Genomic DNA, 15,690 nt, shown 5'->3' with positions numbered 1-15,690 from the left:
GTTGCGGATCGGCGACTACTGATACGGTTTCAGCTTGTGCATGGCTCCGGCGAAGAATCCGAGGGGCCGCCCCTGGCGCCTCAGCAGACCGGTGTCGATGACCCGGCCCACGATGATCACGTGATCGCCGCCCGGGAGCTGCTGGGTCACCTCGCAGGTGATGTAGGCCAGCGAGTTGGTGAGCACGGGACTGCCGCCCAGCCCCGGCAGGGAGTTGACCTTGAGGAACCGGTCGACTCCGGAGGCGAACAGGCCGGCGATGCCGCGCTGCTCCTCGGACAGGATGTTCACGGTGAACGACGATCCGACGTCCAGGGCGGCGCGGAAGGACGACCTGTCGTGCAGACAGAAAAGGACCAGCGGGGGATCGAGGGAGAGCGAGGTGAAGGAGTTCACGGTCACTCCGAAAAGCTCGCCGGAGTAATTCGCCGTGATGACCGTCACGCCGGTCGCGAATCGCCCGAATATCGCGCGCAGTTGTCGCTGATCGATGAGTGCGTCGCGTTCCGCCGCGGTGGCTTGCTGTGCCATCGGTGCTTCTTCCTGTTTCATGTCGAGAGGCGTGTCGATTGTCCGAGGGGACGGAAAATGGATGGTGCCCCTCGAGGTGCGCGCTGACCACAGGAACTCGGTATTTTCTCTTCGATGGCTTGAAGCTACCAGTTGCCGACTGGGGTCGCATCAACCTCTCGGACGAACCGGGTCCGCTCCGCGGCGGCGGGGCGGGCCGGGGAATAGGTATGCGGCCCGGGACACACACTCGTCCCGGGCCGCATACCTATTCCGCGCGAGCTCAGAGCATCGCGGTGCCGCCGTCCACCAGGAGGTGGCCGCCGGTCAGGTACGACGACCGGTCCGAGGCCAGGAAGACGATGGCCTCGGCCACGTCCTCGGGGGTCCCGTTGCGCTTGACGGCGGTCCGGTCGGCGTTGGCCTTGCGGACATGCTCCGGCACGTCCGACGCGAGCGAGCTGAGGATCAGGCCGGGCGCCACCAGGTTGACCCGCACGCCGGCCGGCCCCACCTCGCGGGCCAGCGTCCGGGCCGCGGCCTCCAGCGCCGACTTCGACATGGACAGCGCGCCGAACCCCTCGGGGGAGCGCCGGGCCAGGGTGGCGCCGACGGCGACCACCGCGCCGCCGGCGGCGCGGTCGATCATGCCCGGCACCAGGGCGTGCACGGGGTTGAGGAAGGCGGCCAGTTGGGCCTGCACCACCTGGAGGGCCTGGCCGCGGGGCGCCTTCAGGAGCGGGCCCGGCCGGGCGGTGCGGCCGTCGACGCCGGCCGCGTTGGCGATCAGGATGTCGACCGGCCCGACCGCCTCCCGGGCCCGGTCGGCCAGCCGGTCGACCTCCTCGGCGCGGGTGACGTCGGCGGGCAGGGCCACCGCGGTGCCGCCGGCCGCCGTGATCTCCTCGACCACTTGCCGGGCGGCGGCCTCGTTGGACCGGTAGTTGACCACCACGGCCGCGCCCTGCCGGGCGAGCAGCCGGGCGGTGGCGGCCCCGATGCCGCTGCTGCCTCCGGTGACCAGGGCGGACTTTCCGGCGAACGGCCGGTACTGGGTTGCGTCGTCCATGATGCGTGGCTTCCTCACGGTGAGTGCTGCTGTCGGTGGGTGGGCGGGTCAGTGCCCCGATCCGGCCTTCAGCCGGCGGAGCGGGAGCAGGAAGACGAGCAGGAAGACCAGGCCGTAGACGGCCACCTCGTAGCGCAGGCCGGTCTTCATCGAGTCCGAGAAGTGCTGCTGGCGGGCCCGCTCCAGGGTCGCGTGCACCAGCCGCGGCACGGCGGGGTCGCCGGTGCGGCGAGCCCGCTCGTCGAGCGCCGCGCACTCGGGTACGGGGGCGGACCGGTCGTCGGTCCGGGCCTGGGCGGTGAAGCAGTCGACCAGGGCGCCCGTCAGCGCCCGGGTGTCCGTGGCGGACACCGCGAGATGCCGCAACTCGGCTTCCAGGTGCGGCACTTCGTGGCGGGCGGCGGCGCCGGCGTTGCCGCTCAGCAGGCCGAAGAAGATCGCGCCGAGCACCGCGACGCCGACCGCGTTGCCGGACTGGCCCACCGTGGCCTTGACGCCGGCCGCCGAGCCGGCGCTCGGGCCGACCGCCTCGGCGAGCACGACGTCGTTGACGGTGGTGACGATCAGGCCGAGGCCCAGGCCGACGACCAGACCGGCGGGCGCGAGCCGCCAGAAGGACAGGTCGGTCGGATAGGCGTCCAGTGTCACCATCAGCGCGACCATGCCGAGCGCCATCACGGCGGCACCGGCCTGCACCAGCCGCTTGCCCAGCCGGGGCAGCAGCGGGATGGCGATGCCGGAGGCCAGCCCGGTGCCGACCGCGATGGGCAGGAAGGCCAGGCCGGTGCGGAGCGCGGACCACCCGTAGCCGGCCTGCAACTCGACCGCCAGCACCAGGAAGAACGCGGAGATGCCGGCGAAGCTCATGAACTGGACCACCAGGCCGGTGCCGAAGGAACCGCCGCGGAACAGCGCCAGGTCGACGACCGGCCGGCCGCCCCGCCGCTCCAGCGCCCGCTGGTGCAGCAGGAACAGGCCCAGGGCCGGTGCCGCGAGGGCCAGCATCGTCCAGATCCACCAGGGCCATCCGGCGTCCCGGCCCTGGATCAGCGGGAAGGTCACCAGGGCCACCGCGCCGGTGCCCAGCACCGTGCCCACCAGGTCGAGGCCGGGCCGCTGGGCGGAGCGGTGCTCGGTCACCAGCAGCGTCGCCCCGACCGCGGCGAGCAGCCCGATGGGCACGTTGATCAGGAAGATCATCCGCCAGCCGGAGCCGAACAGGTCCAGGTCCACCAGCGCGCCGCCGACCAGTGGCCCCGCGATGCCGGCCAGCCCGGTGACGCCGCCGAGCGCGCCGAACGCGGCGGCCCGGTGCTTCCCGGTGAAGGTGACGTGGATGATCGCCTGGACCTGCGGGAACATCAGGGCCGCGGCGAGGCCCTGGAGCAGCCGGTACAGCACGATCTGGGTGCCGCCGGCCGCGGTGCCGCACAGCAGGGAGGCGGCGGCGAACGCGAGCACGCCCCAGACGAACACCCGGCGGCAGCCGTAGATGTCACCGAGCCGGCCGCCGGCCACCAGCCCGGCGGCGAACGTCAGTTGATAGCCCGCCAGGATCCACTGCACCTGGGCGTAACTGGTGTGGAAGGAGGTCTGGATCTCGGGGGACGCCACGGTGACGACCGTGACGTCGAGCAGTTCCATGAAGGCGGCCAGGAGGATGACGGCCAGTCCGAGCCAGGTGCGTCGCGACGGCGGCGGTGGATCGGACGGGGCCGTCCGGGCCGCGGTGCCAGTACGGAGATCACTCACGATGGGCTCCCGCAGGTTGCCGGACGAGCAAATAGTTAGTAGCCTAACGAACGATTTTCATCATGGTCAACCGGCTTTTGCCCGTCGGTTCGGCGGCAGGAGATACTGTGGTGACCAGGCAGCGAGCGGAGGTGCGGGTGCCTAAGCAAGAGGCCGACCAGGCACGGGCCAAGGAAACAGACGCGGGGCCGGTCTGGCTGCGCAAGAGCATCGCTCCCAAACTGCGGCTGGCGGCCAAGGAGTCGCGCGGGTTCTTCGAGGACGAACTCGGCAAGTCCGGGGTGACCTTCGCGACGTGGACGATCCTCGCGACGCTGAAGCTGGAGGGGTCGATGATCCAGCGCACCCTCGCCCAGTACCTGAGCATCGAGGGGCCCACGCTCTCCCGGCATCTGGAGACGATGGAGCGGCGCGGGCTGGTGGTGCGCACCCGGGACGGCGCCGACCGCCGCACCGCCGTGGTCGCCCTGACCGACGAGGGCCGCTCCCGGTACGAGGAGATCGAGTCCGTCGCCCTGCGCAGCCAGGAGCGGATGCTGCGCGGGCTCAGCGACTCCGACGTGGCGCAGCTGAGCACGCTGCTGGAGCAGATCCGCTCCAACGTCCGGCCGGACTGAGCGGGCACTGCGCGCGGTGCTGTCGGCATGGGGTTCCTCGCCTCGGTGACGCGTCCGCCCGCGCTCGCGCGCGGGCTCTGACGCATCTCAGTCGACGGCTGTGAAGCGGAGGTAAGGCAGCTGAAAAAGGGGCGTCCACCGGGTCACCGGTGGACGCCCCTCAGGTGTGCGCGGAACGGCACGGGAGCCGGTGGCGGCGGGGCCTTTCGGCGCGCGCCCGCCGCCACCGGGGTCACTCGGTGATGAAGTCGCCCATCATCGCCATGTCCTCGTGCTCCAGGTTGTGGCAGTGGATCATGAACGCGCCGGCGTAGTCCGTGAACCGGGTGACCACCTCCACGGCCTCGGCCGGCCGCAGGTCCACCGTGTCCTTCCAGCCGTGGTCGTACGCCCCCGGGGCACGGTTGTTGCGGGAGAGCACCTGGAAGTGGTCCAGGTGGAGGTGGACCGGGTGGTGGAAGTTGGTGGTGAAGCGCCACACCTCGGTCTGCCCCAGTTTCGGCCGGGCCAGCGCACGGCCCGGCTGGTACTCCTCGCCGTTGATCGTCCAGCCCGCGGTGGACCCCCGGAAGTGGAAGTCGCGGGTGACCGCCGCGCGGTCCGCGTCCAGCCGGGTCACCTCGCTCAGCCGCTGCGGCACCTTCGTGTCGTCGGCCGGTGAGCCGGAACCGACGTCGAAGCGCATCACCTCGGCGGTGGAGCCGTCCCCGAAGCGGTTCAGCAGCCGCACCTGGGTGCCGGGGCGGTAGCGGGCGAAGTCGACCACGACGTCGAAGCGTTCGGCCGGTGCCACCTCCAGCGAGTCGTGCCGGCGCGGCCGGTCCAGCAGCCCTCCGTCGCTGCCGACCTGCACGAACGCGCCGCCGCCCGGCGGCTGCGGGTCCAGCTCCAGCTTGTACAGCCGGGCGTTGGAGGCGTTCAGCAGCCGCAGCCGGTAGCGCAGCCGCTGCGTCGCCAGCACCGGCCAGGGCGCCCCGTTGACCAGCACCACGTCACCGAGCACGCCGTTCATGTACGCGTCGGTGACCCCCGGCACATGCAGCTCCGGGTCGATCCAGGGGTACTTGAACCGCCCGTCCGCGGCGAACGAACGGTCGGTGATCATCAGCGGGATGTCCCGCTCGCCCCGGGGCAGCGGCAGCCGCTCCTCCTCGTCGTCGTGGACCAGGTGGAACCCGGCGAGGCCCATCCACACAGCGGCGCCGGTGTATCCCATGCGGTGGTCGTGGTACCAGAGGGTGGCCGCCCGCTGGCTGAACGGGTACGTGTAGTTCCGGGTACCCTCGGCCAGGTCCATCGCCCCGTGGTCCATGGCCATGCCGTGCTCGCCGCCGGACATGTCCATCGCGGCGGTGTGGGCGTCGTAGGAGCCGTCGGCCGGCAGGATCAGCGAGGTCGGATAGCCGTCGCTGGCCGCCGGGGTGTGGCCGCCGTGCAGGTGCACCACGGCGGGCCGGTCCAGTTCGTTGCGGTGCCGCACGACGGTGCGCCGTCCGGAGCGGGACACGAGGGTGGGCCCCGGGAACGTGCCGTTGTAGGTCCACGCCCTGGTCCGGGTGCCGGGCAGGATCTCCAGTTCGGCGGCGCGCTGGGTGATCTCGTAGGTGTCCGTGGAGCCGCTCGTCGACACCGGTTCGAGCACCGGTGGGACCGGCAGCGGCACCTGGTAGCGCTTCGGCAGTTCGGCGTCGCTGGTGAGCAGTTCGCCGGGGCGGCCCTCGGCGACGTAGTCGCTCAGCAGTGGCCAGCCCGCCGCCGTGAGGGCGCCGGCGCCGAGCACCGCGCCGCCCGCGCCGAGGAAGGCGCGCCGTTTCACGGGACCAGCTCCGTCTCGACCGTGCTCGCCCGCTCGGCAGCGGCCGGGCCGGTCCGCGGCAGGGGGGTGGTCATCGCCCGCTGGGAGAGCACGGCGACGGCCGAGACCAGGACGACGCCGAGCACGACGTGCGCGGCCACGCTGCGGTTCAGGCCGAGCATCATCTGGCCGACGAGCGCGAGCAGCACCACGAGGGAGGCCGGCAGCACCGACCCGGGGCCGCCGGTCCGGCGGACGAGGAACGCGGCCACGGCCATCAGGACGGCGACGACCACGATGCCGCGGCCGAGCAGGCCGTGCATCCGCAGCATGTCGAAGTGGCCGCCGAGGAAACCGCCCGCCAGGGCGACCTGGGCGAGCATCAGCACGGACTGGAGGATCGCGGTGATCCGCAGGGAGATCAGGGACTTGCGTAACGACATGGGTGTACCTCAACGGCGTCGTGGGACAAAGGCGCTGGCGCCCAGCGGTTCGCAACAGTTCGTGAGCTATCAAATCGTCTTGTCGGGTCCGTGCGCAACCCCGTCCCGCGCGGGCGGGCGCGGGAGCGGAGTCCGGCCGATCTTGACCCGGGACGGTTAAGCGCCGATAAAGCGGACCGTCGGGTCCGCCTCAAGCCGGGCCGGCACGTGTTTCCCGCACGTCGCGCGCTGCCTACGCTTTCCCGGCGCACCCCCAGCCACGACCCGGAGGCCGGCCCATGCCGCACACCCATGCCCGAACCCCCTGGATACGACGGCTCGTCGCCGCCCCGCCGACGGCCGCCCCCGGCTGGTCTGCTTCCCGCACGCGGGCGGCTCCGCCAGCTACTTCCGGCCGCTCGCGATCGCGCTGTCGCCCCGGGTGGAGACCGTCGCCGTGCAGTACCCGGGGCGGCAGGAACGCCGCGCCGAGGCCCCGCTGGAGAGCGTCGAGCGGCTGGCGGACGAGGCGTTCGACGCCCTGCGCGGCCAACCGCCCGGACCCTTCGCGCTGTTCGGGCACAGCCTCGGCGCGCTGGTCGCCTTCGAGGTGGCCCGGCGGTTCGAGGCGGCCGGCGCGGAGCCGCCGCTGCGGCTGTTCGCCTCGGCCGGCTGCGCGCCCTCGGTACTGCGCCGGCCCACCGCCCAGCTGGCCGACGACGCGACGCTGCGGGCCGAACTGTCCGCGCTCGGCGCCGCCGACCGGGGCCCGCTGTCGGCGGCCGAGCTCCGCGCCCTGCCGCTGCCCGCGATCCGCGCCGACTACCGGGCGGTGGCCCGGTACCGGGCCGACCCCGGGGCCCGCGTCGGCATCCCGGTGACCGCGCTGGTCGGCACCGAGGACCCGATCGTCTCCCGGGCCGACGCCGGCGCGTGGGCCCGGCACACCACCGCGGCCGGTGCCCTGCGGGTCTTCGCCGGCGGCCACTTCTACCTGGACCACCAGGTGCACGGCGTGGCCGCGGCCGTCGTCGACGCGCTCGCCGGGCGGCCCGCCCCGGCCGCCCCGTGATCCCCGCCGGGCCGGTTCACGCCCGACCGTCACCGTGCTTTGGCCTCGCTTAATCGGCCCTCCCTACGGTCGAGGGGCACCGCCGCTCGGGCGGGTGGAGACCCTGACGCATCCCTTGGAGAGCCGATCGATGACGACTGTCACTGGCCAGGTCAAGCCCGCCGACGTGTGGCGGAAGGCGGACGACGCGAAGCAGTTCCTCGACCGGGCGGCGGTCGAACTGGCCTCGGTCAAGCGGGAACTCGACGAGCTGCTGCGGGTGGGCACCGGCAGCCACGTCCTGGACGTCGGCTGCGGCACCGGCAACGACGTACGGGCCATCGCCGAGCGGGTCGGCCCCACCGGCCGGGTGGTCGGCCTGGACTCCAGCGAGGAGCTGATCGCGCGGGCCCGGCCCGCGGCCCCCGGCGCCGCCGAGACCGAGTTCCACCACGGACAGGCCGACGCGCTGCCGTTCGCCGACGCCACCTTCGACGCGGCCCGCGCCGAGCGGGTCATCGAGCACGTGCCCGACCCCGCGGCGGCCGTCGCGGAGATGCTGCGGGTCGTCAAGCCCGGCGGGCAGCTGCTGGTCACCGACCCCGACCACGGCCTGTGGGCGCCCGACCTGAGCGACCCGGACGTCACCCGCACCATCATGAACTGGTGGAGCGACCACGTCCCCAACCCGTGGGTGGCCCGCCGGCTGCGCGGACTGTTCACCCGGGCCGGTGCCGTCGACGTCACCGTCAGGCTCCAGCCGGTCGTCCTCACCAGCCTGGCCGCCGCCGACTCCCTGACCTGGATCGGCAAGGCCGCCGCCGTGGCCGGCGCCCAGGGCATCGTCGACGAGAGCGCCGCCCGCGCCTGGGGCGAGGAACTGCTGCGCCGGGACGCCGAGGGCACCTTCCTGATGTTCGGCACCTTCGTCGTCGTGACGGGGACCAGGAAGTGACCGCCCGGACCGTCGTCGCGGAACACGCGCGGCTCGCGGAGCACTGGTTCGCCAGGGCCTGGGCCGGCGGCGACGTCAGTATCGCCGACGAGGTGTTCGCACCGGATTTTGAACTCAACGGCCGCGCCGTCGGCCCGGACGGCCCGCGGCGCAGTGTGCGCGCCGTGCACAGCGCGTTCTCCGACATCGGCGTCGAGCTCGACGTCGTCGTCACGGACGGCACGCACGTCGTGACCCACTACACCACCACCGCCCGGCACACCGGCAGCTACCGGGGCGTCGCGGCCTCCGGCCGCTGGATCAAGGTCTCCGGAATCGTCATCTGGGAGATCCGCGACGGCCGGGTCGTGCGCGACCGCAACGTCTTCGACACCGGCGAGGTGGTCGCCCAGATCACCGGAGCGACCGGCGCCACCGCCCACGCCAAGTGACCGACAACGAGGAGCATGTGACATGAGCGAATCCGGTACCGCCCGGCAGGACCACGACGTCATCATCCTGGGCGCGGGCAGCGCCGGCACGGTCCTCGGCGCCATCCTCGCCCGCCACGGCGCCCGGGTGCTGCTGATCGACGCGGCGGTGCACCCGAAGTTCGCCGTGGGGGAGTCCACCACGCTGTACACCCTCAAGGGCTACCGGCAGCTCGCCGAGCGGTACGGCATCCCGGAGCTGGAGTACCTGACGTCGTACGAGTCGGGGCTGGAGAACATCGGGCCGACCTCCGGCGTCAAGAAGCACTTCGGCTTCATGCTGCACAAGGAGGGCGAGGAGCCCGACCCGCTGGAGGTCAACCAGTTTAGCCCGCCGTCCAAGGCGCTGCAGACCGGCCACCTGTTCCGGCAGGACACCGACGCCTTCCTCTTCCACACCGCCATCAAGTACGGCTGTGCAGTCCGGCAGGGCTTCAGGGTGGCCGACATCGAACTCGGTGCGGACGAGGTCGCCGTGCGGGACGCGGCCGGCGAGCGCTACACCGCCCGTTACCTGGTGGACGGCAGCGGCTTCCGCTCCCCGGTCGCCGACAAGCTCGGGCTGCGCGAGGGCCCGGACGCCCTCAAGCACCACTCGCGGTCCATGTTCACGCACATGATCGGGGTGAAGCCGACCGACGACGTGCTGCGCATGGAGCCGGAGGACCTGCCGCCCATCCCGTGGGCCGAGGGCACCATGCACCACATGTTCGAGCGGGGCTGGATCTGGTCCATCCCGTTCAACAACGAACCGCGCTCCAAGAACCCCCTGGTCAGCGTCGGCCTCACCTTCGACGAGCGGCTCTACCCCAAGCCCGACGGGGTCACCCCGGAGGAGGAGTTCCGGGCGTTCATCAAGCGGTTCCCGGCGGTGGAGCGGATGTTCGCCGACGCGGTCACCGTGCGGCCCTGGGTCTCCACCGGCCGGCTCCAGTACACCTCCAAGGAGACCGTCGGCCACCGCTGGTGCCTGATGTCGCACGCGGCGGGCTTCCTCGACCCGCTGTACTCCCGCGGCCTGACCAACACCACCGAACTCATCAACGCCTTCGCCTGGCGGCTGCTGGAGGCGCTGCGCGAGGACGACTTCGACGTGGCGCGCTTCCGCTACGTCGACACCCTCCAGAAAGGGCTCATCAAGTACAACGACGCGCTCGTCAACGCCTCGTTCATCTCCTTCTCCGACTACGAGCTGTGGAACGCCGTCTACCGGGTGTGGGCCGCCGCCGAGGTGCCCATCAACCTGCGCTTCGACCGCTTCATCGAGAAGTTCCGCGAGAGCGGCGACGACCAGGTCTTCCGGGACATGGAGGACGTCGAGTTCCCGGGCCTGCTGCTGCCCGACCAGCCCGCGTACAAGGCCGTGTTCGACGAGATGGTGGTCCTGTGCGACGCCGTGGACCGGGGCGAGATGCCCGCCGCCGTCGCCGGACGCAGGCTCATGCAGGCCATCGAGGCGTCACCGGGCATCCTGCGCGGCATCGGCGTGGAGGACAAGAACCGGCGGTTCATGTTCCCCGGCATCCCCGAGCTGAAGGCGATGTCCGCCTGGCTCCTGGACGACGCCCCCGAGGAGATGCGCTACCTCGCGCCGACGCAGCCCGCGGTCCCGGCGGGCACCGGCAGCGCCGTACGCGAAGTGATCATTCCCGAGTAGTACGGAAGGCGGGCGGACGTGTCGGACGTGCGGCGGGGAGCGGGGGACGGCCGGCGGCCGGGCCTCCTCGTGGTCCTGGCGAAGGGGCTCTGGATGTGCGCGGGCCATCTCGGCCGGGTCGTCTACGACGGACTGCGGGCGGCGGGCGCGGTATGGGTGTACGTCCCGCCGGACGCCGACCCGGCCGACGATCCCGAGCCGTCCGGGACGGTCCTCAACGCCCCGCCGGACGGCCACCCGGAACGGCTGCCGGCGGCGCCCGCCCCGTCCGCCGAGGAGATCGACCTGTGGGCGCGCTTCTACGCCGACGACTGACCGGCCCCCGCCGCCCGCGCCCACCCCTGACGCACATCTCGCCCTTTCCGCAACGGAGTTGAAGATGGACAAGCGACTGTTCACCTCGGAGTCGGTGACCGAGGGCCACCCCGACAAGATCGCCGACCGGATCAGCGACACGATCCTCGACGCGCTGCTGCGCCAGGACCCGGCGGCCCGCGTCGCGGTCGAGACACTGATCACCACCGGCCAGGTGCACGTCGCGGGCGAGGTGACCACCACGGCGTACGCCGACATCGCGGCCCTGGTCCGCGAGACCGTCCTCGGCATCGGCTACGACTCCTCCGCCAAGGGCTTCGACGGGGCCTCCTGCGGTGTGTCGGTGTCGATCGGCGCGCAGTCCCCGGACATCGCGCGGGGCGTCGACACCGCGTACGAGAACCGGGTCGAGGGCGACGCGGACGCGCTGGACAGGCAGGGCGCCGGCGACCAGGGCCTGATGTTCGGCTACGCGAGCGACGAGACCCCGAACCTGATGCCGCTGCCGATCGAACTGGCCCACCGGCTGTCCCGCCGGCTGACCGAGGTGCGCCGCGACGGCACCGTCCCCTACCTGCGCCCCGACGGCAAGACGCAGGTCACCGTGGAGTACGACGGCGACCGGGCGGTGCGCCTCGACACCGTCGTCGTCTCCACCCAGCACGCCGCCGGCATCGACCTGGACGGGTTGCTCACCCCGGACGTCCGCGAGCAGGTCGTCGAGCCGGTGCTGGACCGGCTGGCCGGCGACGGCATCAAGGTGGAGACCGACGGCTACCGCCTGCTGGTCAACCCGACCGGACGGTTCGAGATCGGCGGCCCGATGGGCGACGCCGGGCTGACCGGCCGCAAGATCATCATCGACACCTACGGCGGCATGGCCCGGCACGGCGGCGGGGCGTTCTCCGGCAAGGACCCCTCCAAGGTGGACCGCAGCGCGGCGTACGCGATGCGCTGGGTGGCCAAGAACGTGGTGGCGGCCGGACTCGCGCGGCGCTGCGAGGTGCAGGTCGCCTACGCCATCGGCAAGGCGGAGCCGGTCGGTCTGTTCGTGGAGACCTTCGGCACCGGCACCGTCCCGGTCGGCACCATCCAGCGGGCCGTCACCGAGGTGTTCGACCTGCGCCCGGCCGCGATCATCCGGGACCTGGACCTGCTGCGGCCCATCTACGCCGAGACCGCCGCCTACGGCCACTTCGGCCGCGAACTGCCGGACTTCACCTGGGAGCGCACCGACCGCGCCGCCGCCCTGACCGCGGCGGTCGGGCGGTAACCCGCGGCCGTCCCCGCCCCCAGCCTTCGAGAGGAGTCGTATGCACGAGGAACCGGAGGACCAGCGACGCGAGCGGGAACAGTCACCGGCGCCGCCACTCGTCCTGGCCGGCGTGGAGGACGATCCGGCGGAGCGGCACATCGTGCGCGGCATCGACTGAGGCCGCCACCCGCCACCCGCCATCCGCCTCCCACACACAGACACAGCGCAGCGCGCGGCCCCGGCCGCGGCTGCGCTGTCCGTGCTGCCGGCCGGGCCCGGGCCCGGTGGTTTGCCGCGGGTTGATGGGGGCTTTGCGGCGCGCTGGCACGGTCGGTGGGTCGATCTCGAATCTTCAGTGAGGCGAAAATGGCCAAGTCCGTCAACGAAGAACTGGAACCACCGCCGGTCAGGAACATCCGTTCCCTCACGGGCCTGCGGTTCCTGATGTCCCTCACCGTGTTCATCTCGCACATCGCCGTGATGACGCCGGTCCCGCACGTGAACGACGTCCTCGGACTCGCCGGCTCCGGCGGTACGTTCTTCCTCGTCCTGTCCGGCTTCGCGCTGACCTGGAGCTTCCGCGGCAACGACACCTTCGGTTGGTTCATGGGCCGTCGCATGGCGCGGATCTGGCCCACCCTGGTGATCGCGATCGCGCTGCCCCTCGGCTTCGCCCTGGCGGCCCCCGGGACCGACGTGGCACACATGACCGGCGCGGCGCTGGCCAGCCTGTTCTTCGTGCAGGCGTGGATACCGGGCGTGGTGCTGGAGACCACCAACCCGGTGACCTGGATGCTGTCCTGCGTCGTCTTCTTCTACGCGATCTTCCTGTGGGTCGGCCGCTTCGCGCTGCGCCGCAGCCTGCGGCAGCTGGCCTGGATCGCCGTCGCGACCCTCGCCTACGGCTGGGCGCTGCGGATCGTGCTGTGGCTCGCCTATCCGCCCAGCGAGCCGCTCTCGCTGGACGACGCGAGCGGGCTGACCTTCGGGATCTACTCACCGCCGGGCCGGATCCAGGAGTTCCTGTTCGGCGTGCTGATGGCCGCGGCCATGCGCCGGGGACTGCGGTTCCGCTTCTCGGTCGGCCAGGTCACCGCCGTCATCGCGGTCGCCCTCGGCCTGATGTGGCTGCTGGCCGGCGCCTCGATCCGCAGCGAGGTGCCGCACGACCCGCTGGACCTGGTGATGGCCCCGCTCTACGCCTGTCTGCTCGCCGCCTACACCCAGCGCGAGATCGACGGCCGCGGCTCGCTGTGGGCCCGGCCCGCGCTGGTCTCGCTCGGCAAGATCTCGATGGGCGTCTACCTGTTCCACTTCACGGTGATCTTCACGGTCGCCGCGATGGTCTACCCGGACAAGGAGATGGTGGATTTCTTCCTGGACCCGGTCACGCCGGTCAACGCGCACTGGCTGTGGGCCGGCGTGAGCCTCGCGGTCTCCCTGCTGGTGGGCTGGCTGGTGCACCGCTTCTACGAGGACCCCGTCGAGCGCCGCATCAGGGCGTTCCTGGACGCCCGTTCGGGCCGCCGCCGGCCGGCCGCGCACCGGCCGGCCGAGACGGGCCGGGAGGAACTGGTCGGCTCGCCCGGTGCCGGACGGCCCGAGTAGGCCCGTCCGCCCGCACCGCCGGGGGCCGGTCGCAGCCGCAGGGCCGCCGACCGGCCCCTTCCGCAGTCCCGGCGGCTCAGTCCGTACCGGGCTGCACGATCCCCGACTCGTAGGCCACGATGACCAGTTGGGCCCGGTCCCGGGCGTCCAGCTTGCCCATGATCCGGCTGACGTGGGTCTTGGCGGTCAGCGGGCTGAGGCCGAGCGCCTCGGCGATGTCGGCGTTGTTCAGACCGCGCGCCACCAGCACCAGGACCTGCTGCTCCCGGGGCGTGAGCGCGGCGAGCCGGGCGGGCACGGCCCGGGCCGGACCGCCGGGGCCGGGGGCGCGCAGCACCTGCGCGATGAGCCGGGCGGTGGGGCCGGGGGAGAGCAGCGCCTCGCCGGTGGCCACCGTGCGGATCGCGTCGAGCAGGTCGGCCGGCCGGGTGTCCTTGACCAGGAACCCGGAGGCGCCCGCCCGCAGCGCCTCGACCACGTGCTCGTCGGTGTCGTACGTCGTCAGGATCAGGACCTTGACGCCGGCCAGGTCCTCGTCGGCGGCCAGCACCCGGGTCGCCTCGATGCCGTCCAGGTCGGGCATCCGCACATCCATGACGACCAGGTCGGCCCGGGTGGTCCGGGCCAGCTCGACGGCCTCCTTGCCGGTACCGGCCTCGCCCACCACCACCATGTCGGGGGCCGACTCGACGAGCATGGCGAACGCGGCCCGGACCAGGGTCTGGTCGTCGGCGAGCAGTACGCGGATGGGGATGGTCATCGGATCGCCCTGTCTGTGTCCGGATCGGTGTCCCGGGCCGCGGCACCGGCGTGGGCCGGCACCGGGGCGGTCCCGGCGCGCGTTCCGGGGTTCTCGGTGCTCCGCATGGTGCCGGTGTGTTCGCCGGCCTTCCCGGCCCGGTGCTGCCGGGTCCGCCCGGCAGGTTGGGCCGGCTGCCCCGCCGGCCCGGTGGCCGGCCCCAGCGGCAGCACCGCCCGCACCTCGAACCGGCCGCCGGGCCGCGGCCCCGCCTCCAGGGTGCCGCCGACGCTGCGGGCCTGCTCCCGGATGCCCACCAGTCCGAAACCCGGCGGGTGCGCGGCGGGCGGCACCGGCTCGGTGGCCCGGTTGGTGACCTGGACGTGCAGCGCGCCGTCCGTCTCGCGCACCAGCAGCTCGACGGCGGGGTGCGGCCCGCCGTGCCGTACCGCGTTGGTCAGCGCCTCCTGCGCGATGCGGTAGGCCGCGGCGCCGACGGCGGGCGGCGCGTCCGGCGCCGCGGCGATCCGCAGGGTCACCGCGGCACCCGCGGTACGGGCGGTGGCGGCCAGGCCGGGCAGCGCGTTGAGGCCGGGCAGCGGGCCGCGCCCGTGCTCCGGACCCGACCGCAGGACCTGGAGGGTGGCCCGGATCTCGGTGCGGGTCGCCCGGCAGGTCTCCGCGATGTCCTCCAGCGCCCGGGCCACGGCCGCCCGGTCCAGCCGGTCCGGGTCGGCGTTGAGCACATGGGCCGCCACCGAGGTGCGGACCCCGACCAGGGTGATGCTGTGGGCCAGCAGATCGTGCAGGTCGCGGGCGATGCGCAGCCGTTCCTCCACCACGCGGCGGCGCACCTCCTCCTCGCGGGACAGCTCGGCGCGCTCGGCGCGTTCGACGGCGGCGGCGACGTTCTGCCGGTGGTAGCGCAGACAGATCCCGAAGGCCAGGAAGGCCACGATCCACCCGGACACCCGCAGCGCGTCGGCCCCCTGGGGCAGCCCCTGGGAGAACTTCACGGCGAGCATCACCCCCACCACCCCCGCGCCCGCCACCACGGAGCGCAGCACCGGCCCGGTGGCGGCGACGGTGTAGAGGGCGGCCATGGAGACCACCATCAGCGCGCCGTGATGGTAGTCGAGCGCGTGGTACGGCACCAGGAAGCAGACCAGGGCCAGGAACGACAGCAGCGGCGCCCGGCGCCGCCACACCATCGGCAGATGCGCGCCCAGCAGCAGCGCCCAGCCCACGGTGTCGGGCGCCCGCCCGTCGTCCTGGCCGAGCCGCCCGATGACCACGGCGCTGACCGCCATCAGTACCGCCGACAGCGCGTCCTGGCGCCGGACTTGCCGCTCGCTCGCGGTGGCGCCGCCGGCCGGCCGGCTTACCGCTCGGATCGCGTTCACGTACGTATCGTCTCCCCCTGGGCTGTGCAGCGTGGACGGGCGCCCCGCGCGGTGCGGGGCGCCCGTGGGCGG

The 15,690-nt window shown here is 72.7% G+C and carries 15 protein-coding genes; 8 read left to right on the top strand and 7 right to left on the bottom strand.

All coding sequences use genetic code 11. The features are described from left to right. Nucleotides 1-15: 15 nt before the first annotated feature. The 3 genes from AB0G32_RS12650 to AB0G32_RS12640 form a co-directional block, all read right to left on the bottom strand. Nucleotides 16-531, bottom strand: a complete 516-nt coding sequence (locus AB0G32_RS12650) for a flavin reductase family protein (protein ID WP_361161931.1) — start codon at nt 529-531, stop codon at nt 16-18. A gap of 262 nt (nt 532-793) precedes the next feature. Beyond that, nucleotides 794-1,579, bottom strand: a complete 786-nt coding sequence (locus AB0G32_RS12645; protein ID WP_361161929.1) for an SDR family oxidoreductase — start codon at nt 1,577-1,579, stop codon at nt 794-796. A 48-nt stretch (nt 1,580-1,627) separates the two neighbouring features. Further along, entirely contained in the window at nt 1,628-3,331 is a 1,704-nt protein-coding gene (locus AB0G32_RS12640) for an MFS transporter (RefSeq protein ID WP_361161927.1), read from the bottom strand. A gap of 110 nt (nt 3,332-3,441) precedes the next feature. Between AB0G32_RS12640 and AB0G32_RS12635 the strand changes: the two genes are divergently transcribed. Next, the gene (locus tag AB0G32_RS12635; RefSeq protein WP_361161925.1) at nt 3,442-3,948 is read left to right on the top strand and encodes a MarR family transcriptional regulator; all 507 of its coding nucleotides are present in this window, start codon (nt 3,442-3,444) and stop codon (nt 3,946-3,948) included. A 232-nt stretch (nt 3,949-4,180) separates the two neighbouring features. On the opposite strand, the gene AB0G32_RS12630 is transcribed toward AB0G32_RS12635, so the two are convergent. Together AB0G32_RS12630 and AB0G32_RS12625 are read right to left on the bottom strand one after the other, a co-directional pair. Beyond that, nucleotides 4,181-5,764, bottom strand: a complete 1,584-nt coding sequence (locus AB0G32_RS12630) for a multicopper oxidase family protein (RefSeq protein WP_361161923.1) — start codon at nt 5,762-5,764, stop codon at nt 4,181-4,183. Further along, nucleotides 5,761-6,186 (bottom strand): hypothetical protein, encoded by a 426-nt coding sequence (locus AB0G32_RS12625; protein ID WP_361161921.1) that lies wholly within the window; start codon nt 6,184-6,186, stop codon nt 5,761-5,763. Before AB0G32_RS12625 ends, AB0G32_RS12630 begins: the two co-directional genes overlap by 4 nt. Before the next feature lie 304 nt (nt 6,187-6,490). Between AB0G32_RS12625 and AB0G32_RS12620 the strand changes: the two genes are divergently transcribed. From AB0G32_RS12620 to AB0G32_RS12590, 7 genes are all read left to right on the top strand, one after another. Continuing rightward, nucleotides 6,491-7,237, top strand: a complete 747-nt coding sequence (locus AB0G32_RS12620) for an alpha/beta fold hydrolase (protein WP_361162008.1) — start codon at nt 6,491-6,493, stop codon at nt 7,235-7,237. A 130-nt stretch (nt 7,238-7,367) separates the two neighbouring features. After that, nucleotides 7,368-8,171 (top strand): methyltransferase domain-containing protein, encoded by an 804-nt coding sequence (locus AB0G32_RS12615; RefSeq protein WP_361161919.1) that lies wholly within the window; start codon nt 7,368-7,370, stop codon nt 8,169-8,171. Then, nucleotides 8,168-8,602 carry an ester cyclase gene (locus AB0G32_RS12610; RefSeq protein ID WP_361161917.1) on the top strand — a complete coding sequence of 145 codons (435 nt, stop codon included), beginning with the start codon at nt 8,168-8,170 and terminating at the stop codon, nt 8,600-8,602. The genes AB0G32_RS12615 and AB0G32_RS12610 overlap by 4 nt, the downstream gene beginning before the upstream one ends. Before the next feature lie 22 nt (nt 8,603-8,624). Further along, nucleotides 8,625-10,298, top strand: coding sequence for a tryptophan 7-halogenase (locus AB0G32_RS12605; RefSeq protein WP_361161915.1), 1,674 nt, complete (start codon nt 8,625-8,627; stop codon nt 10,296-10,298). 18 nt (nt 10,299-10,316) lie between these two features. Then, nucleotides 10,317-10,613 carry a DUF6059 family protein gene (locus AB0G32_RS12600; RefSeq protein WP_361161913.1) on the top strand — a complete coding sequence of 99 codons (297 nt, stop codon included), beginning with the start codon at nt 10,317-10,319 and terminating at the stop codon, nt 10,611-10,613. A 64-nt stretch (nt 10,614-10,677) separates the two neighbouring features. Beyond that, nucleotides 10,678-11,886 carry a methionine adenosyltransferase gene (metK, locus tag AB0G32_RS12595; RefSeq protein WP_361161911.1) on the top strand — a complete coding sequence of 403 codons (1,209 nt, stop codon included), beginning with the start codon at nt 10,678-10,680 and terminating at the stop codon, nt 11,884-11,886. A 348-nt stretch (nt 11,887-12,234) separates the two neighbouring features. Continuing rightward, nucleotides 12,235-13,476 carry an acyltransferase gene (locus AB0G32_RS12590; RefSeq protein ID WP_361161909.1) on the top strand — a complete coding sequence of 414 codons (1,242 nt, stop codon included), beginning with the start codon at nt 12,235-12,237 and terminating at the stop codon, nt 13,474-13,476. 76 nt (nt 13,477-13,552) lie between these two features. Here the strand turns inward: AB0G32_RS12590 and AB0G32_RS12585 are convergent, their stop codons facing one another. Both AB0G32_RS12585 and AB0G32_RS12580 read right to left on the bottom strand, forming a co-directional pair. Then, the gene (locus tag AB0G32_RS12585; protein WP_361161907.1) at nt 13,553-14,236 is read right to left on the bottom strand and encodes a response regulator transcription factor; all 684 of its coding nucleotides are present in this window, start codon (nt 14,234-14,236) and stop codon (nt 13,553-13,555) included. Then, nucleotides 14,233-15,609 carry a histidine kinase gene (locus AB0G32_RS12580; protein WP_361162006.1) on the bottom strand — a complete coding sequence of 459 codons (1,377 nt, stop codon included), beginning with the start codon at nt 15,607-15,609 and terminating at the stop codon, nt 14,233-14,235. The genes AB0G32_RS12585 and AB0G32_RS12580 overlap by 4 nt, the downstream gene beginning before the upstream one ends. Nucleotides 15,610-15,690: the final 81 nt, after the last annotated feature.

The sequence above is a fragment of the Streptomyces sp. NPDC023723 genome (assembly GCF_040639815.1).
Lineage (GTDB): Bacteria > Actinomycetota > Actinomycetes > Streptomycetales > Streptomycetaceae > Streptomyces.
Note: the sequence above shows the minus strand (reverse complement) of the source record. Positions and strands in the feature narration are given on the sequence as shown.

Excerpts from the sequence above, each read along its gene's own strand:
- AB0G32_RS12625 (WP_361161921.1), bottom strand. The coding sequence starts at position 6,186 with ATGTCGTTACGCAAGTCCCTGATCTCCCTGCGGATCACCGCGATCCTC.
- AB0G32_RS12615 (WP_361161919.1), top strand. The coding sequence starts at position 7,368 with ATGACGACTGTCACTGGCCAGGTCAAGCCCGCCGACGTGTGGCGGAAG.
- AB0G32_RS12645 (WP_361161929.1), bottom strand. The coding sequence starts at position 1,579 with ATGGACGACGCAACCCAGTACCGGCCGTTCGCCGGAAAGTCCGCCCTG.
- AB0G32_RS12650 (WP_361161931.1), bottom strand. The coding sequence starts at position 531 with ATGGCACAGCAAGCCACCGCGGCGGAACGCGACGCACTCATCGATCAG.
- AB0G32_RS12585 (WP_361161907.1), bottom strand. The coding sequence starts at position 14,236 with ATGACCATCCCCATCCGCGTACTGCTCGCCGACGACCAGACCCTGGTC.
- AB0G32_RS12605 (WP_361161915.1), top strand. The coding sequence starts at position 8,625 with ATGAGCGAATCCGGTACCGCCCGGCAGGACCACGACGTCATCATCCTG.
- AB0G32_RS12590 (WP_361161909.1), top strand. The coding sequence starts at position 12,235 with ATGGCCAAGTCCGTCAACGAAGAACTGGAACCACCGCCGGTCAGGAAC.
- metK (WP_361161911.1), top strand. The coding sequence starts at position 10,678 with ATGGACAAGCGACTGTTCACCTCGGAGTCGGTGACCGAGGGCCACCCC.